Origin of the sequence: Streptomyces glaucescens, assembly GCF_002154375.1 — a bacterium.
Classification (GTDB): domain Bacteria; phylum Actinomycetota; class Actinomycetes; order Streptomycetales; family Streptomycetaceae; genus Streptomyces; species Streptomyces glaucescens.
This window is the reverse complement of record NZ_MUND01000032.1, coordinates 1-20342: the sequence shown is the minus strand read 5'-3', so window position 1 is coordinate 20342 and position 20342 is coordinate 1. Positions and strand designations below refer to the sequence as shown.

The window sequence follows — 20342 nt, the reverse complement described above, 5'->3', positions numbered from 1 at the left end:
AGGGTGCTTGATTTCGGCGGCGGGACGGGCAGAAAGGAAAGACCCGTGAATGAGAAGGACGCGGCCGGGAAAGTGGAGCGGCGAACCCTCAGGGTTCCGTCAAGTTCCGTGCTTGCGTGGAGGGTTGACGATCAGGCCGGTAGGGGCGGATGGCAGAGCAGGCACGGGGGTTCGTGATCATTGTGGTGTCGAAGCCGGATGATCACGAGGACGTCCCGTGCCTGCTGTTGCAGCTTCCCCCATCCCTGCCGTGCTGGAGAAGCTGGGGCCGCTGGATGCGGTCCGGATCGCTGACCTGGGCTCCTACCTCGAATCGGTTCCGGGTCCGCGCTCACGCCGGGGCCGGTGGTACTCGCTGACGGCGATCTTGTGGATGTGTGCTTGCGCGGCCGTCTGCGGTGCGGAGAGCATCGATGAACTCGCCGAGTTCGGTGAGCGGGCCACGAACTCGCTGCTGGCATCCCTCGGGGTACGCCGTCACCTGCTCGGCTGGCGGCGCTGCCCCAAGCCGGTCACTCTCGGACGCGTCCTTCAGGCACGTGACGGCGACGCCCTGGACCAGGCTGTGGGCGCCTACCTGGCCGACCGCACCGCATCACCGCGTCCGCGGACTTGCCCGAGACCCGATCGCGGCAGATCATCGCCGTGGACGGCAAGGCTCTCACGGGCTCAGCCCGCCTGGCCGCGGCGCGGCGCCACCTGCCTCTCGGCGGTCACCCACGACTGCGTCGCCACGATTGCCCAGGTCGAAGTCGGTGCGAAGACCAATGAAGTGCGCCACTTCAAATTCCTGCTGGCACCGCTCGACCTCGCCGACACCGTCGTCACCTTCGATGCCCTCCACTCGGTGAAGGGCAACATCACCTGGCTGGTCGAGACGAAGAAGGCCCACTGCATCGCCGTCATCAAGACCAACCAGCCCACCGCCTACGCCCAACTCGCCGCCCTGCCCTGGACCTCGATCAAGGTCCAGCACACCGCCTCCGCCACCGCCCACGGCCGCCGCGAGTCCCGCTCGATCAAGACCTGCGCTATCGCCGACAACCTCGGCGGCATCGCTTTCCCCCACGCCCACCTCGCCATCTGGGTCCACCGCCGCCGCAAGCCCACCGGCCGGCCCGAAACCCGCGCGCGGTCCCCAGCCTCGCCGCCCATCAAACCCGCCCATCGACCTCGCCGCCGCCATCCGCGGGCATTGGGGGAATCGAGAATTCTTCCCAGCCCATCCGAGATGTCACGTTCGCTGAGGACGCCTCGACCATTCACACCGGCACTGCACCCCGCGCCATGGCCACCATCCGCAACCTCGCCATCGGCACCCTGAAGATCCTCGGATCCGACAACATCGCCAAGACCACCCGCGCGGAACTTGATCAAGCCCTGGCGGGGCTGGGATGGCACACGGAATGCTAACGAGTTACCACTCGATGCGGACGTGCACAATATTATTGGAGCCGGGGTCACCACTGATCGTAATCTTGTAGTGCAGGTTAACGGCGGCGGGCACGGCAAACGACAAGCCCACATCATCGGTACCGTTCGTATCCGTTTCTTTCCTGTCAGCGTAGGTTGCGTCTTGATCATCCTCAGACCATATGTCGACGCTGATATGTGTTACGTATGCGCTAGAGAATGAGAACGATACAGAGGTCGAGCTTTGATTGACAATCTTACCGTCAACAGGAGTGAAGCTCGACATTTGAAATGACGAAGTAGACATGATCTCCTCGCTGACTCCGGACGGGACCGCCATTTACCCCAGGCCACCGTCTCGGGAACTCCACAGTACGGGAAGCCAGGGGATTAGGTTCTTATCGCCAACCATGATCATGGTGCTGCGAGTGCCGACCAACCGACCTGTGGCATCTAGAGGCACTCCGCTCCTCACAATTTGACGTCCGCCTGATGATGGTATGTTGAAGGACACATCGGCTCTGGCGAGTGGGTGAAACGTTATTCGCCTGTTTCGGGGAGCCGGTGCCCCTCTGTCCGGGATCGGCGCAGTTATGCCCAGTCAGAGTCAAATATGGAGAATCGGACTCCTGCGATTCCTTCTGGATTTTGACCGGTTCCGCCTGAGCAGGCCCCGCCCCCTTCCGCTGAAAGGAAATAGCGGGCGGCCGTCGGATATGGGGTATGTCCCATATCGTCTTGCTCCAAATCCCAATTGATAAGCTGCGTCTCTTGTCCCCCTGGCGCGATCGAGCCGAAAGTCCCATCAGTGAAATTTCCGGTCCCAAAGGGAGCTGCCGTAAGTCGCACTGTGCCGCCCGTGGCGATAGTACGACTTGATTTGTTGAATATCGTTGCCAGGATCGTAGCGCTGGACGCGTTCGAGTCCACTACAGCCGCGTCGATCTCTGTCATTGCGCATCTCCAATCTCGCGTTTCTCAGCTGGTGCGGCGGCGATACGCCATGCTGGCGCGGCGGTCGTGTGTTATTTCCAGGATGAGCCATATGGCCGGTTCCGCAACTTCACGCAACCCGCGAATGGCGGCGGCGAGGTCGATGGGGCGGGTTTGATGGGCGGCGAGGCTGGGGACCGCGTAGACGTTCTCGCGGGTTTCGGGCCGGCCGGTGGGCTTGCGGCGGCGGTGGACGCGTTCGAGGGGGTCACGGCGTTCGAGCGGGACGTCCTGCCCGCGAGGACCGGACCAGGCCGCGGCTGAGCAATCTCGAAGTCGCGGCACGGCGTTCCGAGTTCCTACGATCGACGCGACGGCCGACGCGACGCGAGAGGCCGGTTCCGCCCCTCCCGTGCCCTGCCGACCCAGAGGAGACGCTGTGCCCCAGGCCGCGGCAAGGCCCCAGGAACGAGCCCGAGCCGGTGGGTGCGTCACCGGTTCCGGCATCGTGGGGCCGGTCTACACCACCGTGCCGGCCGGGCGCGGACGAGTCCTGCCCGCTCCGGACGAACCACCTGGCCACCGTCGGCGGCCGCTCCGGGGCCGCCGGCCGGGCCCGTCCGGGGCTCTCCGCGGGCGTCGTGGGCCGTGCGCGGCCAGCGGCAGGCGGGCCCGCGCGGACCGTGTCCGGCTCGGACCCCGATGTGTAGTGTGGTTGGACATGAAGGCGGAAACCCTGAGAGGGAACCTGGAAGGGATGCTGCTGTCCGTCCTGGAGCCCGGCGAACTCCACGGCTACGCGGTGATCGAGGAGTTGAAGCGGCGCAGCGGTGACGCGATCAACCTGCCGACGGGCACGGTCTATCCGGCTCTGCACCGCCTGGAGGCCGCCGGCCTCGTCGGCAGCGAGTGGTCCCGCCACAACGGGCGGCGCCGCCGCAACTACTACCTCACCGCCGCGGGCCGCCGCGCGCTGGCCGACAAGCGCACGGCGTGGCGGGAGGTCTCCTCGGTCATCTCCGTCGTACTGGGAGGCGAGGTCTGATGGGGGCGGGAGTTCTCGAGGGGTACACCGACCGCCTGGCGAAACACCTCGTCGGCGACGACTCGCGCCGGGCCGCGATTCTCGACGAGGTGATGGACGGTCTGCAGTGCGCGGCCGAGGGCAACTTGCAGGACTGCAGTGACGCCGAGGAGGCCGCGCGGCGGGCCGTACGGGAGTGGGGGCCGCCCGGGGAGGTGGCGCGCGCGTACAACGACGCCACGCTCCGGCTGAGCGCGCAGCGCCTGTCGCTGCGGGCGGTGTGCGTGCTGCCGCTGCTCGCGGCCACCTGGGCTGCCGCGCTGCTCGGCGGGCCGGCCGGTCCCTGGGCGGTGCGTCATCCGCCGCTGTTGCTGACGGGCATCTCGCTGGTGGCCTTCGGCTGTGTGATCTGCCTGGCGGGTGCCTTCTCCGGGCTCCGCAGGGGCACCGGCATCCGGGCGGCGGTCGAGCGGCGCGACGACACGGTCACCACGGGCACCCTCGCGGCCCTCTCCGGGCTGCTGTGCACGCTGGGCGCGCTGGTGCTGCTGCTGCTCAACCGCGGTCTGTCGCACCCGGAGTCGCTGGACTGGCCGATGGTGTCCGTTCCGGCGACGCTGACCGTCCTGTCCGCCCTGTACTTCGGTCTGCACTTCAAGCGTTTCGTCTCCGTGGTGCGGGGAGTGGACCCGGTCTGACGCGCCGGCGCGCCGACGGCCGCCGCCTTCTCCCAGAGCTCCCCGTGCGGGACGACCTTCCCGGTCGTCCCGCACGGGGAGCTCTGCTGTTGGCGCCCAACTGCCCTGTGCCGGGCGCAATTTGACTTCCGTCGTCGACGGACTTCGCGGTTGCGGTGCCGTGATCGGGCCGCTACCTTGTGCGTCGATAAGTAGCGTGGCTACAGAATAGTGTCACTACAGGAGGTCGGTGCCGTGGAGCGCATGACACGGTGGGTGCTCGCTCACCGGTGGACCGTGGCTCTGGTGTGGGTGGTGCTCACCCTCGCCGGGGGAGCCATGTCGGGCAGCACGATCGACAGACTCACCTTCGAGTCGCGGCTCCCGGACAAGCCGGCCCAGGAAGCGAACGACGCGCTGGCCCAGCGCTTCTCCCAGACGGGCGGAAAGAACGCCCCGCTGCTGCTCGTGGTGACCCTTCCCGAGGGCACGACCGCCGACAGCCCCGAGGTGCGCCGGCAGTGGGGCGACCTGGTGGCCCAGGTGACCCCCCAGGGCGGTCGCAGCGTCTCGTACGCCGGCACCGGCGACGACTCGCTGCTGTCGGAGGACAAGCGCACCACGGTCGCGCTCGTCTACCCCCCGGCCAACCCGTCCAACGCGCCGTACGAGCAGTCCCTCCCGGCCATCAAGAAGACCGTCGAGCAGACGAGGATCGCCGGCGCCCAGGTCGAACTGACCGGGCAGCCGGTGCTCTCCGGCCGGGACAGCGGCGCCCAGCGCAGCCCGATCTACGAGACCCTGATCGGAGCCGTGGGCGCGCTGGTCGTGCTGGCCCTGGTCTTCGCCAGCGGTCTGGCGATCGTGCCGCTGCTGATGGCCGCCGCCGCGATCCCCACCACGTTCCTGCTGGTCCGCGGGGTCACCGGCATCACCGACGTCTCCTTCATCGTCCAGTACCTGGTGGCTCTCATCGGCCTCGGCATCGCGATCGACTACGCGCTGCTCGTCGTCACCCGCTGGCGCGAGGAGCGCAACAAGCCCGGCGCCGACGGCCCCGAGCCCGAGGCCCGCACGGAGGCCATCGTGCGCTCCCTGGCCAGCGCCGGCCGGGCCGTCGCACTGAGCGGCGCGACCGTGGCGATCTCCCTGGCCGCGCTCGTCGTGCTGCCCGTGCCCTTCCTGCGCAGCGTCGGCTACGCCGGTCTGCTCATCCCGCTCGTCAGCGTCGCCGTCGCGCTCACCCTGCTGCCCGTGCTGCTCTACTCCTGGGGCGACAAGCTCGACCGGCCGCGCCGCCGGCACCGCCCCGACAGCAGGATGTGGACCAAGGTCGCCCAGCTGACCACCCGCCGCCCCGCGCTGTCCGCGCTGCTCAGCGGTGCCGTGCTGCTGGCCCTGGCCGCGCCCGTGCTGTACCTGAGTCTCGGTCAGCCGGCCACCACGACCCTCGCCCAGGGCGGACAGCCCGCCAGGTCCTTCGACCGGATCGTCGACGCCGGCTTCGGCGAGGGCATCGCCCGCCCGGTCGAGGTCCTGGTGGGCGCGGACGGCGCGGACGCCATGAAGGAAAAGCTCAGCGGCATCGACGGCGTCGCCGGCTCCGTCGCGCCGTCCGACTGGACGCGGGACGGCCGGCGGATCGTCGACGTGTGGACCACCGAGGACCCGTCGAGCGGCAGCGGCCGCGACACGGTCACCGAGGTCACGGACACCGCCCGGGAGACGCCGGGCGCGCTGGCCGGCGGCGGACCCGCCCAGGACGCCGACTTCATCGACGCGGTCTACGGCGAGCTGGGACTCATCGTGCTCTTCGTCGGACTGGTCACCTTCGTCGTGCTGGCCCGCACCCTGCGCTCGGTGGTGCTGCCGGTCAAGGCTCTGGTGCTCAACGCGCTGTCCACCTGCGCCGCCTACGGCGCGGTCGTCCTCATCTGGCAGAAGGGCTACGGCAGCGAACTGCTCTTCGACACCCCGGCCGTCGGCGCCATCACCATCTGGGTCCCCATGGCCGTGTTCGCGTTCCTCTTCGGGCTCTCCATGGACTACGAGGTGTTCATCCTGCACCGCATCCGGGAGACCCATCTCGACCTGACCGAGGAAGGGGTGCGGGACACCGTCGTGCCGTCGGTGGTGACCGGCATCAGCCGCACCGGCCGGCTCGTCACCTCCGCCGCGCTCATCCTGTTCCTGGCCTTCACCGCACTGGCCAGTCTCCCGATCACCGACGTGAAGGTGTTCGCCACCGCGCTGGCGGCGGGCATCATCATCGACGCCACCGTCGTCCGGGGCCTGCTCACCCCGGCCCTGGTCACCCTCCTCGGGCGGTCCAACTGGTGGTTCCCGCGCTCCTTGGGCCGGCTGCTCGTCACATCCCCCGCCGGGACAGCCGGCCCAAGGCCCACTCCGACCGGTCAGGACGGCACCGCGGGGCGGGGCACCGCGCCGGCGGATCCCGCCGCCAGGACCCGGGAGCAGGGCCGGGTCTGACCGGGCGAGCCACCGCGCCCCGGCGCGGTGGCTTGCACATGCTTTCTCCGGCCTTCATCGGCGTGGGCGAGGGTGGTCGCGCGGACGTGAGCGCACGGCGCCGTCCGTCACCCGCCGACTGCGAAGGGAACCGACACGTGTCCACACAACGGCCGAGTTACGACGTGGTGATCCTCGGATCGGGAATCGCCGGATCCACCCTGGGTGCCGTCCTGGCCCGCAGCGGTGCGAAGGCGTTGCTCGCCGACGCGGCCACCCACCCGCGGTTCGCGGTGGGGGAGTCGATGATCCCCCAGCTCGTCGCCTGGCTCCAGGTGCTCGCCGAGCGGTACGACATCCCGGAGTTCGAGGCGCTGGCCGACGCCACCACCATCAACGAGCAGGTGAGCAACACCTTCGGCCGCAAACGGCACTTCGGGTTCATGCTGCACCGCCCCGGCCAGGAGCCCGACCCCGCCGAGGCCCACCAGTTCGTCATCCCCGACGCCCTCACCTCGGCCAGTCACCTCTTCCGGCAGGACAGCGACGCCTACCTGTTCCGGGTCGCCGTGGGGTACGGCTGCGAGAGCCGCCAGCAGTGGCGTGTGGCCCGCGTCGAGTTCGACGCCGCGGGGGCCACCTTGACCGGCACGGACGGGCACCGGGTCCGCGCCCGCTACGTCGTCGACGCGAGCGGGTTCCGTTCCCCGCTGGCCGAGCGGTTCGGGCTGCGCGAGCAGCCGCCGCGGTTCCGGCACCACTCGCGCTCGCTGTTCACCCACATGATCGGGGTGCGGCCGTTCGACGACGTCGTACAGGCCCCGGAGGGCACCCGTCCGCCGGTGCCCTGGCACGAGGGCACCATGCACCACCTCTTCGAGCGGGGCTGGTTCTGGATCATCCCCTTCGACAACCACGAACTCTCCCGCAACCCGCTGTGCAGCGTGGGCGTCACGCTCGACCCGCGGTTGTACCCGAAGCCGGATGACATCAGCCCCGAGGAGGAGTTCGCCCGGCTCGCGGCGCGGTTCCCCGCCGTGGAGCGCCAGTTCCAGGGGGCGCGCAAGGTCCGCGAATGGGTGTCGACCGGCAGGCTCCAGTACTCCTCGCGGCGCACCGTCGGCCCGCGCTGGTGCCTGATGTCGCACGCCGCCGGCTTCCTGGACCCCCTCTACTCGCGCGGCATGTCCAACACCTTCGAGATCATCCACGCGCTCGCCCCGCGGGTGCTGCGGGCCCTCGCCGACGACGACTTCGACGAGGAGCGCTTCCGGTACGTGGAGGAACTGGAGCAGGGACTGCTCGACCACAACGACACCCTCGTCAACTGCTCCTTCATCGCCTTCTCCCACTTCCGCCTCTGGGACGCGGTCTTCCGGGTCTGGGGCAGCGGCAACACCCCCGGCACCCTGCGCATCAACAACGCCCTGCGCCGATTCCGCGAGGACCGGGACACCACGGTGTTCGACAGGCTGGAGAAGGCGCCGCACACCGGTCTGTGGTGGCCCGACAGCGACGCCTTCAGGGAATTGCTCCAGGGAACCGAACGAGCCTGCCTCGACTACGAATCGCATCTCATCGACGGCGACACGGCCGCCGACCGCGTGCTGCGGCTCGTACGGGAAAGCGAAGCGGTCTCACCGGGGTTCGGATGGAAGGACACCGACCGCCGGTTCATTCATCCCGACCGCCGGGACATGGCGGCATTCCTGGAATGGGCGGCGGCGTCCCCCCTGCCCGAACTCGGCTCGCTCGGCCGGGAGGGCCTGGCCGCGCTGCGCCGGGCGGGCGACCGGTCCCCGGCCGCGACCGGAAACCGGTGAGGGGAACGGCCGTGCGGAAGGACGCGACCGCCGTGCAGGACGCCAACAAGGCGCTCGCCCGGTACTGGTTCGACGAGGGATGGACCCGCGGCAACGTCGACGTGGCCGACCGCGTCTTCGCCCCCGGCTTCGTGCTGGGCGGCGAACCGGTCGGTCCCGAGGGCCCCAAGCGGAGCGTACGGCGGCGGCACGCGGCGTTCGCCGGCCTCACGGTCGAGGTCGGGCTCCAGATCGCCGAAGGACCGTGGGTCGCCACCTGGTTCACCACCCGGGCCACCCACGTGGGCGAGTTCGCGGGGATCGCCCCCACCGGGCGCCCGGTCACGTCGGAAGGAGTGCAGCTGTGGCGGGTCGAGGACGGCCTGGTCGTGGAGGACCGCAATGTGTTCGACCTCTGGAAGGTCGTGTCCCAACTCCGCGCTACGAGCCGGAATGAATGATGTTTTTCTCGTAGGCGAAGATGACCGCATGCACGCGGTTGCGGAGCCCCAGTTTCTCCATTACTTTCTGGATATGGGATTTCACGGTGCTCTGGCTCAGGGTCAATTCCTCGGATATTTCGGCGTTCGTGTATCCGCGGGTGATGAGCCGGAACACCTCGAGCTCCCGGTCCGTGAGCTGTTCGAGCGGTGAACACCGTGAACCCGGGCGGGCCGTGGGCATGAGCAGCGACCGTCCGGTGGCCATGATCCGGACCGCGGCGGCCAGCTCCTGCGCGCTGCTGCGGCTGGAGAGCAGGCCCTTGACCCCCGGCAGTGGGACCCGCTCGGCCGCCGAGGCCACCTCGTCGATCAGGACGAGCATGGTCGGGGTCGCCCGAGCTGACGGCCGGGTGCCGGCCGGTGCGCCGACGCGGCGGACGGCCTCCGCCGCGTCGGTCTCCGTATGGGAGTTGATGACCACGACATCCGGCCGCAGCTCCGGATAGCGGGCGGCCGCCGTCTCGCCGTCCGCCGCCTCGCCGGCCACCTGGATATCGGGAAATTGCTCGAGAATGGTGCGCAGTCCGGTGAGCGAAATGGGGTGCGAATCGACGAGCAGGACCGTGGTGCGAGCCGAGCCTGACATGTATTCCCCCGGATGTTCTGGACAGTGCGGACCTTGCAGACAGAATAGAGCGGTACAGGTCCGTCGGATCCACATCGGTGCGTATCCCAGATTGGCGAATCCGGGCCCGCCGGAAGCCGCCGCGCACGTCGCGAAACCGCGCGTACGGAAGGCGCCGGCCCGAACCGTCCCGCCCGTTCGAGCCGGGATTGCGGTCCCCGGGTCCCTGGGCGCGAAGTCCGGCACGGAAGGGACGCGCCCGCTCCCGCCCCGGGAACGTGCCTGTCCCGGGCCGGGGGCGGTCGGTGCGCGTGGTGGGTTCAGTTCTTGCGGGCGATCACCGCGGTGGTGAGCGCGGGCAGCGAGACGGTCCGCCGCACCGTGAACCCGGCCCGCGTCACCCACTGGCGGCACTGGGCCGCCGAGAAGCCGCTCGCGTGCGCGGACTGCGTCATCATGACGAGACTGAGCAGCAGGGACTCGGGCCGTGACCGCTCCTCGTCGAGCATCGTGTCGTAGACGACGAGGCAGCCGCCGTCGAGCACCGCGGAGTGCGCCCGGCGCAGCAGCTCCAGCCGCCGCTCGTCCGGCCAGTCGTGCAGCACGCTGCCGAGGATCACCACGTCCGCCCGGGGCAGGTCGTCCACGAAGAAGTCCCCGCCCACGAACGCCAGCCGGTCACCGACGCCCCGCTCGGCCACGAGGTCCTCGAAGGGCGCCTTCATCGCCGGACGGTCGAGCACCGTGCCGGTCAGCCACGGGTGGGCGGCGGCCAGGCGCGCGGCCAGGTTGCCGCGCGCCCCGCCGATGTCGCTGAAGGTGCGGTACCCGGACCAGTCCAGGGACGCGCACAGCCCCTCGGCGACCGCCGTGCTGAAGGAGTCCATGGCCGACAGGAACAGCCGCAGCCGCTCCGGGTCGTGGAAGATCCGGGTGAACGGCACCTCGCCGGCCGTGTTCTGGCCGCGTGCGTCGCCGGTGCGCAGCAGCCCGGTCAGCCCCTGCGCGTCGTTGCCCATCAGTTCGCTCGTCATCCGCAGGAAGCCGCCCACGTACCCGTCCCGGTCCGGCAGCAGATGCCGGGCCGCGGCAGGACTGTTGCCGTACCGTCCGTCCGCCCGGGACAGCAGCCCGACCGCGGCCAGCGCGTCGAGGAAGTCCCGGGCGGCACGCGGATGCAGACCGAGCCGGGCGGACAGCTCCGCCCCGCCGAGCGGCCGCTCGGCCAGGGCGGCGAAGACGCCCAGTTCGAGCGCGGCGCTCAGCAGCCTGCTCCGGACGAACGACCATCCGACGAACATCACGTCGTAGGGGTCCTCGAGCGCCCCCGGCCGGCCGGCGGTGCCCGGTTCCCGCGTGGTCATCGCCGCTCACCCTCGCCTTCCCGGTGCCGTTCGGTGCGGCCGCTCACACCGGGTCCCGCTGGGCCTCAAGACCGGTGGATTCGACCCGCGGTGCGTTTCTGCTTCCCATGCGGACCCGCAGCCGGAGTTCCAGCGGACGTTCGTAGAACCGGTACACGAGGGCGCACAGCGCCGTGGTGATGCCGAGGGCGAGCAGCGCCCATCCGGCGTTCGACCAGCTCGCCTCCACCGGCATCATGTAGAACTCGATGATGCTCTTCCGGTCGAAGACGGCCGACGCGATTTCGAACAGCACGGTGAAATGCAGCAGATAGAACGCGTACGACCATTCACCGAGGAAGACCATGGGCCGCGTGCCCAGCCACGAGGACCGGCCGGACATGTCCCGCTGCGCCACCGCGACCACCACCAGGGCGTACAGCGGCGCGGTCACCTGGCCGAGCGCGTCGTACACCACGAAGGCGCGCCAGGTCTCGTCGCGCAGCAGCCAGAGCACCAGCAGCCCCGCCGCCAGCACCGTGGTGGCGGCACCGGTCCCCAGGGGCGAGCGCCAGCCCTTGCGGACCGCCGCCGCGGCCACCACACCGAGCAGGAACTCCCAGATGCGGGCGATCGGTGAGTACACACCGAAGATGAGCCCGTCCATGCCGGTGAAGGCGGGCCGCGCCTGCGGCGGATACGCCTCCCAGAGCCAGACCTTGATGCCCCAGCCGATCAGCACCAGCACCACGGCCGCTCCGGCCAGCCAGCGCAGCGAGCGGCGCAGGGCGAATCCGCCGAGGAACGGGAAGAGCGCGTAGAAGAACGCCTCGCAGGCCAGGGACCAGGTCACCGGGCTGGTTCCGCCGAGGATCCAGCCGGGCACCCACGCCTGGAGGAGCAGCACCGCGGAGACCGCCATCAGCACGACCTCGCCGGTCTCGCCGTCCGGCACGCCGGGCAGCTGCAGCGCGAGCGGCAGCAGCGCGCCCGCCGCCAGCACCGGCCAGATCCGGGCGAAGCGGCGCCCGTAGAAGGCGCCGGCCCGGTCGCCATCGAGGAACGTCCAGGTCAGCACGAAGCCGGAGAGCACGAAGAAGAAGGTGACCCCGGAGGCGCCCAGCGCGAACACGGCATCGGTGTGCGGCAGCGGCAGCAGGGTGGTCAGGTGGTTGAGGAAGACGGCGAACGCCGCGATCCAGCGCAGGCCGGTCAGCGAGTTCAGCCGGGTGCCCGGCAGGGTCGCGGGCGCGGCGGCGGGCGCAGCCGGCGGGGATTTCGGCCGCGGGGCGGATGAGGTCATGGCACCAGCCATTCGGTGACGGTGAAGGAGAGCGGACTGGCCGTCGGCCCCGGAATTCCGGGTGGCGGCGGATGAAGTGGCCGTACACCGGCCGAGTGTGCAGCAGCATTGCAGCAGCTGCCGATGAACCCGCCATTAAGCGTCCATAAAGTCGGCCCCGGCCGGTAAATGGCTGACGGAATTCCCGTTTGCCGCACGGATGCTGCGGCTATTCTCGTGGGGTGTGGACCGATTTCCGGACGAATCGAGGGCGTCATGCGGGAATTCCCTTACAGAACGGCGATGGTGACCGGTGCGTCCAGCGGAATCGGCGAGGGATTCGCGCGCCGGCTCGCGGCGGCAGGCGTGGATGTCGTGCTCGTCGCGCGTCGCGGTGACCGGCTCGGGGAACTCGCCGCGGAGCTGGAGTCCGGGCACGGCGTCCGGGCCGAGGTGCTGGCCGCCGACCTCACCGACGAGGAGCAGTTCGCCACGGTGGAGAAGCGGCTCACCGATCCGGCGCACCCCGTCGAACTGCTGGTGAACAACGCCGGGTCGAGCGGCTCCGGGGCGTTCGCGGAGCTGCCCGCCGAGCGGGAACTGCACACCGCGGTGCTCAACGCGGTGGTGCCGCTGCGGCTGACCCGCGCCTGCCTGCCCGGGATGATCGCCCGGGGCGCCGGTGGAGTGGTGAACGTGTCCTCGCTCGTCGCCGTGCTGCCCAAACCGCGCTCCGCGACCTACGCCGCGTCCAAGGCGTTCCTCTCCTCGCTGGGGGAGAGCCTGGCCATGGAGGTGGAGCGGCACGGCGTCCACGTCACCACCGTGCACACCGGCCTCACGCGCTCGGGGTTCCACCAGGCGGCCGGGGTGTCCACCGACACCCTCCCGAAGATCAACTGGCTGACGCCGGACGAAGTGGCGCGGGCCGGCCTGGAGGCGGTGGCGGCCGGACGGCCGTCCGTGGTCCCCGGCCTCGCCTACCGCGTCCGGCTGCCGCTGATGCGGGCGATGCCGCGCTCCGTCGTGCGGGCCCTGGTCCGCCGCGTCCACCAGGCATGACCGCGCCTGTCCCCGGCGCTCCGGGCGGGAGGCCACGGCCGGCCGCCCGGACTTCCCCGCCGCCCGGCCGGCCCACGGCCCCGACAGCACGAGCGGGTGGTTCCCCGGCCGGTCGCCGGGGAACCACCCGCTCGTTCGTCCCGTCACGCACGGGACGCCGTCCTCACTGCGGCACCGGCGCCCTCTCCTCGTGCGGCGCCGACGGCAGGGCGACCCCGCGCACATCCACGCCCGTGGTCAGATAGCGCAGTTCGTCCGGCCCCTCGTGCCGCAGCCAGTGCGCCATCCGCCGCAGATCCTCCGGCTTCGGGTAGACGAAGCGGCAGTCCGGGTCGCGCAGCCCCAGGTGGTCCAGCACCACGGGCGCGTTCGCCACGGTCCGCATCAGCTCACGGCCCGCGTCGGCGGCGGCGCGCTCACCCCGGTCGACGGCGTCACACACCCGCACCATCTCGTCGAAGAGGGCCTTGTAGCCGTGCGAGCCGGGCACCGGCAGACCGGGGTACGCCGCCTGCTCCATCACCCGCAGCACCCCGTCGTCCCCGGAGTCCGTGAACCGCTCGGTGAACCGGTCGAAACGCAGGTTGACGGGCACCTCGGCCGCGCACCAGACGCGGTAGACCGCGTTCCACAGGGCATGGTCCGAGAACGAGACGAACGAGCAGTTGACCAGCTCGTCGTTGTAACGGATGAGCCCCTGCTGCAACTCGTCGACGTAGCGGAACCGCTCCTCGTCGAAGTCGTCCTCGGCCAGTGCCTCCAGCAGCCGCCACGCCAGCGAGTTGATCACCTCGCCGGTGTTGGTGAGACCGCGCGAGTACAGCGGGTCGATGAAGCCGGCCGCGTGCGACATCAGGCACCAGCGGTGCCCCACCGTGCGCTCGGACGCGTACTGGATCCGGCCCGCCGACACCCACGGCCGCACCGTGCGCGCCTCGGTGAACAGCCGCTCCACGGCGGGGAACCGCGCCGCGAAGCGGCGGAACTCCTCCTCCGGGCTCAGCTCCTCGGACTTGGGGTACAGGCGCTCGTCCAGGGTGAGTCCGACGCTCACCAGGGGGTTCTTCGACCCGGGCGCGTTGTTGAACGGGATCGACCAGAACCAGCCGCGCTCGAAGACGTGGTGCATGGTGCCCTCCACCCAGGGGATGGGCGGGGCGTCCTCGGGGCCCACGCGCAGACAGGCGTCGGTCGGCCGGACCCCCATCATGTGCGTGAACATCGAGCGCGAGTGGTGTTTGAGGGCCTCCGGCGGCCTGCGCAGCCCCAGCCGGTGCGCGACGGGGGAGCGGAAGCCGCTGGCGTCGACCAGGTAACGGCCCTCGTGGCGCTCCCCGCCCCTGCCGACCACGGCCACGTGGCCGTCGGCGAGTTCGACGTCCTCGACGTGGAACGCCTGGCGCACGTCGCAGCCGTAGCCGATGGCGGTGTGGAAGAGATAGGCGTCGGTGTCCTGGCGGAACAGATGACTGGTCTGCAGCACTTTGGAGGGCGGACTGAACTGCAGGAACTCGGCCGGGTCCGGCTCCTTGCCCTCCTCGTGCCGGATGAAGCCGAAGTGCCGCTTCGTGCCGCAGGTCGGGGCGATCTCGTCCCGGCAGCCCTCGTACGACGTCAGCGGCTCCAGCTCGGGCACGTCGTAGCGGCGGGCGAGGAGCCGGAAGACCTTCAGCGTGTAGAGGGTCGTCGATTCACCGACGGCGAACCGGGGATGCGTGCCACCGTCGAGCAGCAGGACCGACGCGCCCTGCCGGGCCAGGATGGCGCCCAGGGTCGAGCCGGCGATGCCCGATCCCAGGATGATCACGTCGTGCCGGCGGGGCGCGACGACGCGCGGTCGGGGGCGGTGGCCGGACAGCGGTCCGGGCATGTGGTCCTCCCTGGTCGATGCAGCGGGGGTACGGGGTCTGCGCGGAGGGGGCACCGCGGTGCCCCGGATCCCTGCCGGGGCACCCGCGCCGCGGGAGCGGTCAGCCCCGCTCCCCACGGCCCGCGCCGGGTGGGGCACCGGCACCCCGTCGTACGCCGGGCGGCGGGCCGCCCAGGTCGCCGTGGGCACCCGGAGGCGGCTGGAACCCGCGGATGCGGTGACTGCTCGCCAGCTCCTGCATCTTGGTCCAGTCCGGCCGCCCGTTCGCGACCAGCGCGGACAGCCCGCGGAAGAAGTGCTCGACACCGCCGGGCGTGTGGATGACCAGCAACTGACCCGGCTCGTCACCGACGTTGAGGAACCGGTGCGGCACCCCGCGCGGACCGTAGATCACGGTGCCGGCCGAGATGACCTCCGTGACGCCGCCGACCTCGAACTCATAGCGCCCCTGGTTGACGAAGAACGCCTCGTCGGCCGTCTCGTGCACGTGCAGCGGCGGACCGCTGCCCGGCCGGGTGGTGATCTGGTAGAAGCTGTACAGCCCGCCGGTGTCCTCCGCGTTCAGCAGGAACCGGCCCTCCTCGCCGAACCAGCAGACGGGTTCGGTCTCGTCCCGGGAGACCACTTTGCGTTCGGTCTTCGACACGTTCTTCCCTTCCTTTCGCGAATGCGTTTCTCTCGCGGATGCGTTTTTCTGGCGCATGCGTCTTTCTGGCGCTGCGTGTGCCTGGCGGCTGCGTGTGTCTGGCGATGTGCTTGTCTGGCGATGTGCTTGTCTGGCGGCCGCGTCTCGGCGAGCTGCTCGCGGCAGTCCCGCTCAGCACACCAGCGGCCGATAAAGAGCCGGATAAACAGGGGAAAAGCCCGGTCAGGCGAACGCCGTGCCGCCGTCGGCGAGCAGACAGCCGCCGGTGAGGTAGGACGCGCGCTCAGAGGCCGCGAAGGCGATGAGTTCGGCGACGTCCTCGGGCGTCCCGTTGCGGCGCACCGCGGCCCGCTCGGCGGCCGCCCGGCGCTGCCGCTCGGGGATGTGCGCCGCCAGCTCGGTCAGGATGAGCCCCGGCTCGACGGCGTTCACCCGCACACCGGCCGGCCCCGCCTCCAGGGCCAGCGTCCGCACCGCCGCGGCCACTCCCGCCTTGGCGACGGCGAGCGGCAGGAACCGCGGCGCCGGCCGCCGGGCCAGCGCCGCCCCGAGCGCCACGATCGATCCGGCGCCCCGCTCCGTCATGCCGGGCAGCACGGCACGCGCGGTGAGGAAGAGGGCCTTGAGCTGCTGGGTGACCACCCGTTCCAGGTCCGCCCAGTCCAGCTCCGTCGCGGGCGCGATCCGCGCCTCGTGGGCGCCGAGACCGGCCGCGTTGAGCACCAGCACGTCCACCGGACCCAGTTCGGCGGTGACACCGGCGACCAGGTCGCGGACCTGCCCGGGGTCGGTGACGTCGGCCCGTACCGGAACCGCGTGGCCGCCCCGGCGGCGGATCGAGTCCACCACCTCCTGGGCGCGGTCCGCGCTCCGGTGATAGTTGACGGCCACCCGCGCGCCCCGGGCCGCGAGCAGCCGGGCGGTGGCCGCGCCGATGCCCCGGCTCGCGCCGGTGACGAGCGCGACCCGGCCACCGAACTCACCCTCCTCCCGAGCCACTTCACCGCGCGACAGCGACTGCTCGCGCGCCCTCTCGGCATGTGCCGCGTTCACCGGATCATCTCCTCGGCTCCTTGGCCATCGGTGGTCGTTCGGTCAGTCATCCCCAGGCCAGCCAGCAGCCCCCGAGGGCCGCGCAGAAGGCGAGCACCGCGCAGACCGTGCGCCGCCGGTTGGCCCGGGCCCAGTCGGTGCGCAGCGTGTCCCAGCCGTCCGGGATCTCTCCGGCGTCGGCCCACGCGTCGATGCGCCGGTTCATCCGTACGTTGCGCAGTTCCGACACCAGGGCGACGCCCGCCACGGAGGCCAGCGCCGCGGCGAACACGGCGCGGGAGGCCGCCGAGGGGGCCAGGAACGACAGCCCGAGCCCGGCGGCCAGCGCGACCTTGTTGACCGTGGGCATCAGCGGGTCGAACCCGGGGTCGAGCAGCCGGTGCACCTCGGACCACGTCCGGCGCGGCAGGCGCAGCAGCATCGGGACGACGGCCCGCTCGACCGCGACCAGGGCACCGGCCAGCACCCCGGTGCACAGCACGAACACGGCGGCAAGCGAGGGGGCGAGCATGACGCGCGCTCACCCCGACCCGGCGGAGCCGGCCGCCGGCAGCACCGGGCCGCGCTCCAGCCGGTCGTCCAGCATCAGCCTGTAGCTCTGGCCGCGGGCGACGGTGTCGAAGAAGACGTACATCATCAGGTCGCGCAGCCGGCACAGGGGTGTGCTGTGCACGAGCCCCAGCGTGCCGATCCGCCACGACGTGCCGACCATGTCGGCGGTCCGCTCCCGGCGGGCGGCCTCGAACGCGCGCAGCGCCCGCGGGACCTCGTCCGGAGGGGTCCGGCCGAGCAGGCCGGCCAGGACCACGCCGCTCTCGATGGCCTGTCCCGCGCCCTGGCTGAGGTTGAGCGTCATCGGGTGGGCGGCGTCCCCCACCAGCACGACCCTGCCGTGCGCCCAGCCGCCGCCCGGCGGACGGTCGTGGACGGCGACCGGCAGGATCGCCTCCTCGTCGGTGGAGGCGATGATCCGGCCGACCGGGTCCGGCCAGTGCCGGTAGGCGGCGGCCAGTTCGTCGCGGCGGCTGTGGCGCAGGGTGTCGAGGCCGGTCGCGGCCCGGTCGCTGGTGATGGCGTCCCAGTAGACCTCGTTCTCGTCGAGCCGGCAGTACAGGAAGCGCAGGCCGCCCCTGCCCCACAGGTTGAAGAACGTGCCCGTGGGCACCAGGGACTCGCCCGGCAGCCGGGTGATGGCCTGCCAGGCCGTGTAGCCCGCGTACCGCGGGGGCGGCTCGAAGCCGCGCCGCATCCGCGCGCGTACCGTCGAGCGCAGCCCGTCCGCGCCGATCAGCACGTCACCGCGGGCCGTGGACCCGTCCGCGAAGTGCGCGGTGACGCCCTCGCCGTCCTCGGTCCAGCCGGTGAGCCGGGAACCGAGCCGGATGCGGTGGTCGCCCACGGCGTGGGTGAGCACCTTGTGCAGGGTGGACCGCCGCAGGGCGCAGGCCGGCGCCCCGCAGCGCTCCGACGGTCCGTCCAGGTGCCAGCGCGCCAGCCGCCTGCCGGTGTCCGAGCGGAACTCGTGGAAGCGCATCCGGACGGAGTCCGCGGCGACGGCCTCGTCGAGACCGATCCGGCGCAGGGCCAGGAACGCGTTGTGCCAGAGCATGAAACCGCCGCCGGTCAGCAGCAGCCCCGGGGTGCGGCGGGCCTCGAACACCTCCGCCTCGATGCCCTGCCGCAACAGGCCCGCCGCCGTGGTGAGCCCGCCGATGCCGGCCCCGATCACCAGTGCCTTGCGGATGGCCGCCGTCTTGCGGGTGGTTCCCGCCTCGCGGATGGTCGCCATGACAGCCGTCCGGCTCAGCCGTGCGACGGAACGCTGTCGAGCCGGGCGCGCAGATCGTAGATCCGCCGCTCGATGCCGCCACCGCTCCAGTACGGGAACATGGGCGCCGCCGTCTCCCGGTGGCCGGGGGCGTCCTCCCAGGCGCGGAACGCCTGCTCGCTCTCCCACTCGGCGAGCAGGACGTAGCGGCCGGGCTCCTCGGCGTCGCGCAGCAGTTCGTCGCGGAGGTGTCCGGGGGTGCCGCGGACCGCGGCGGTGACGCGACGGTACGCCTCCTCGAAGGCCTCCCGGTCCTTCTCCTCGATCCGGGCGGACACCATGACACGTACGGGCATGACGGTTTACCTCTCCTCGGTGGGCCGGGCGGGAAGATGGGCGACGGTCTCCAGCACCCGCTGGTGGGCGAAGGCGCGGAACGTCTCCAGGCGGGCGCTCAGCTCCGCCCGTTGCGGACTCCTCCGGAAGGCCTCCAGGGAGGCCCGGTCGGCCCAGTCGGCCATGATCAGATGGGTGTGCGGGTCGTCCGGGTCACGGAGCAGGGTCTGCCCCGCGCATCCGGGCAGCAGCGCCGCCGCCCGGGCCGTCTCCAGCCAGGTGGCCCGGAACTCACCCTCGCAGCCCTCGCGGACCCTCATCTCCATTACGGTGCGCAGCACGGGCGCGGCTCCCTTCCGGTCAGATGCCGCCGTCGGCGTCGAGGGTGGCCCCGGTGACGTACCGGGAGGCGGGCGAGACCAGGAAGAGCACCACGTCCGCGATCTCCTCCGGCCGGCCCAGCCGGCGCAGCGAGATCATCTGCTCGTAGCGGGCCCGCCCCTGAGCGGTGACCGCCTTCATCTGGTCCGTCTCCACCAGGCCCGAGGCGACACAGTTGACCCGCACCCCCCGCGGTCCGAGTTCCTTGGCCAGCGCCCGGGTCAGGCCCATGACCCCGGCCTTGGACGCCACGTAGTGCGCGGCGCCGGGCATCCCGTGGTGGGCCACGGCGGAGCTGATGTTGACGACCGAGGCGACCTCGGCGAGATACGGCAGCGCCGCGCGGATCACCTGGTACATCCCCGTCAGGTTGGTGTCGAGGATGCGGTGCCACTCCGGCGGGGACAGCTCCTCCAGCGGCAGATGGCTGATCACCCCGGCGTTGTTCACCACGGCGTCGATCGCCCCGTGCGTCTCGTGCGCGGTGGTCACCAGCCGCTCCACCTGCTCCGGGTCGGCGATGTCGCAGCGCACCAGGGACCCCTGGAAGCCCTGCTCGTCCAGCTCGCGCCGCAGCGACTCGGCCGGGCGGCCCTCCCGCACGTGGCAGGCGGTCACCGACGCGCCCTGCGCGGCCAGCGCCAGCACCGTGGCGCGCCCGATGCCCCGGGTGCCGCCCGTGACCAGCACGTGGCGGCCCTTCAGCGCGAAGTCCACCGCGCTCACCGCCGCACCGCCGCCGCGGCGCGGCTGCGGGCCGCCGCCTCCACCCGCTCCTTGATCAGCGCCAGCTGCACCCGGGAGTTGGTGTCGATGCGGGCGGCCATGCCCTCGTCGTCGAGGGGGGCCTCCCGCTTCATGTGGAACTCCTGCACCCAGCGCATCTCCACCCCGGTGCCGGTCTCCCGGTAGTGCCAGTGGATGTTCATGAAGGCGAACGGCCCCGGCTCGACACGGTGGGCCTTGACGTACTTGTTCGCGCGGTCCATGACCCGCTCGGACACCCAGCTCCAGACCTTGCCGTCCTCCTCCGGGTGCAGGGCCAGGCGGAACCGCACGGTGTCGCCCTCGCGGCGCAGGATCTCGGCCGACGCGTACTCGCTGAACAGGTTCGGCCAGTTCGCCACGTCGTTGGTCATGTCCCACACCAGGTCGAACGGCGCGTCGATGACGACGCTGTTCTCGGTGCGGGCGGCGGCCGGCCGCAGCTGGTCG

General features: G+C 71.1%; 19 protein-coding genes. 7 read left to right on the top strand and 12 right to left on the bottom strand.

What is annotated here, in order from left to right; genetic code table 11:
- Positions 1-250 precede the first annotated feature (250 nt).
- The 6 genes from CCN42_RS02495 (at position 251) to CCN42_RS02465 (ending at position 8779) form a co-directional block, all read left to right on the top strand.
- Entirely contained in the window at positions 251-1324 is a 1074-nt protein-coding gene (locus CCN42_RS02495) for a transposase family protein (protein ID WP_245877117.1), read from the top strand.
- 1743 nt (positions 1325-3067) lie between these two features.
- Positions 3068-3391, top strand: coding sequence for a PadR family transcriptional regulator (locus CCN42_RS02485; RefSeq protein WP_086732849.1), 324 nt, complete (start codon positions 3068-3070; stop codon positions 3389-3391).
- Positions 3391-4068, top strand: a complete 678-nt coding sequence (locus CCN42_RS02480; protein WP_086732848.1) for a hypothetical protein — start codon at positions 3391-3393, stop codon at positions 4066-4068. Before CCN42_RS02485 ends, CCN42_RS02480 begins: the two co-directional genes overlap by 1 nt.
- A 243-nt stretch (positions 4069-4311) precedes the next feature.
- The gene (locus CCN42_RS02475; RefSeq protein ID WP_245877118.1) at positions 4312-6537 is read left to right on the top strand and encodes an MMPL family transporter; all 2226 of its coding nucleotides are present in this window, start codon (positions 4312-4314) and stop codon (positions 6535-6537) included.
- Between the two features lie 137 nt (positions 6538-6674).
- Positions 6675-8339, top strand: a complete 1665-nt coding sequence (locus tag CCN42_RS02470; protein ID WP_245877116.1) for an NAD(P)/FAD-dependent oxidoreductase — start codon at positions 6675-6677, stop codon at positions 8337-8339.
- An 11-nt stretch (positions 8340-8350) separates the two neighbouring features.
- Entirely contained in the window at positions 8351-8779 is a 429-nt protein-coding gene (locus tag CCN42_RS02465) for an ester cyclase (protein ID WP_158102049.1), read from the top strand.
- On the opposite strand, the gene CCN42_RS02460 is transcribed toward CCN42_RS02465, so the two are convergent.
- The 3 genes from CCN42_RS02460 to CCN42_RS02450 form a co-directional block, all read right to left on the bottom strand.
- On the bottom strand, positions 8760-9407 hold the full coding sequence (locus tag CCN42_RS02460; RefSeq protein ID WP_158102048.1) for a response regulator transcription factor: 648 nt from the start codon (positions 9405-9407) through the stop codon (positions 8760-8762). The genes CCN42_RS02465 and CCN42_RS02460 overlap by 20 nt on opposite strands.
- 299 nt (positions 9408-9706) lie before the next feature.
- The gene (locus CCN42_RS02455) at positions 9707-10750 is read right to left on the bottom strand and encodes a methyltransferase (protein WP_086732843.1); all 1044 of its coding nucleotides are present in this window, start codon (positions 10748-10750) and stop codon (positions 9707-9709) included.
- 43 nt (positions 10751-10793) lie between these two features.
- Positions 10794-12032, bottom strand: coding sequence for an acyltransferase family protein (locus CCN42_RS02450; protein WP_158102047.1), 1239 nt, complete (start codon positions 12030-12032; stop codon positions 10794-10796).
- Between the two features lie 282 nt (positions 12033-12314).
- Here CCN42_RS02450 and CCN42_RS02445 point away from each other — a divergent pair, with 282 nt between their 5' ends.
- Positions 12315-13073 (top strand): SDR family NAD(P)-dependent oxidoreductase, encoded by a 759-nt coding sequence (locus tag CCN42_RS02445; RefSeq protein ID WP_245877115.1) that lies wholly within the window; start codon positions 12315-12317, stop codon positions 13071-13073.
- Between the two features lie 163 nt (positions 13074-13236).
- Here CCN42_RS02445 and CCN42_RS02440 read toward each other — a convergent pair whose 3' ends face one another.
- The 9 genes from CCN42_RS02440 to CCN42_RS02400 all read right to left on the bottom strand — a co-directional run bounded on the left by CCN42_RS02440 (position 13237) and on the right by CCN42_RS02400 (position 20335).
- Entirely contained in the window at positions 13237-14943 is a 1707-nt protein-coding gene (locus CCN42_RS02440) for an NAD(P)/FAD-dependent oxidoreductase (RefSeq protein ID WP_086732840.1), read from the bottom strand.
- A 100-nt stretch (positions 14944-15043) separates the two neighbouring features.
- Positions 15044-15589, bottom strand: coding sequence for a cupin domain-containing protein (locus CCN42_RS02435; protein ID WP_158102046.1), 546 nt, complete (start codon positions 15587-15589; stop codon positions 15044-15046).
- Between the two features lie 222 nt (positions 15590-15811).
- Positions 15812-16642, bottom strand: a complete 831-nt coding sequence (locus CCN42_RS02430; RefSeq protein WP_211294616.1) for an SDR family NAD(P)-dependent oxidoreductase — start codon at positions 16640-16642, stop codon at positions 15812-15814.
- 46 nt (positions 16643-16688) lie between these two features.
- Positions 16689-17153, bottom strand: coding sequence for an anthrone oxygenase family protein (locus tag CCN42_RS02425; protein WP_086732838.1), 465 nt, complete (start codon positions 17151-17153; stop codon positions 16689-16691).
- Positions 17154-17162: 9 nt separating this feature from the next.
- Positions 17163-18431: an FAD-dependent monooxygenase gene (locus tag CCN42_RS02420; RefSeq protein ID WP_086732837.1), complete on the bottom strand. Its 1269-nt coding sequence runs from the start codon at positions 18429-18431 to the stop codon at positions 17163-17165.
- Positions 18432-18445: 14 nt separating this feature from the next.
- Positions 18446-18766, bottom strand: coding sequence for an antibiotic biosynthesis monooxygenase family protein (locus tag CCN42_RS02415; protein ID WP_086171401.1), 321 nt, complete (start codon positions 18764-18766; stop codon positions 18446-18448).
- A gap of 6 nt (positions 18767-18772) precedes the next feature.
- Entirely contained in the window at positions 18773-19087 is a 315-nt protein-coding gene (locus tag CCN42_RS02410; RefSeq protein WP_143661828.1) for an antibiotic biosynthesis monooxygenase family protein, read from the bottom strand.
- Between the two features lie 19 nt (positions 19088-19106).
- A complete protein-coding gene (locus CCN42_RS02405) occupies positions 19107-19853 on the bottom strand; it encodes an SDR family oxidoreductase (protein WP_339384370.1) in 747 nt (248 codons plus the stop codon).
- Positions 19850-20335, bottom strand: a complete 486-nt coding sequence (locus CCN42_RS02400) for an SRPBCC family protein (protein ID WP_086732856.1) — start codon at positions 20333-20335, stop codon at positions 19850-19852. The genes CCN42_RS02405 and CCN42_RS02400 overlap by 4 nt, the downstream gene beginning before the upstream one ends.
- Positions 20336-20342 lie beyond the last annotated feature (7 nt).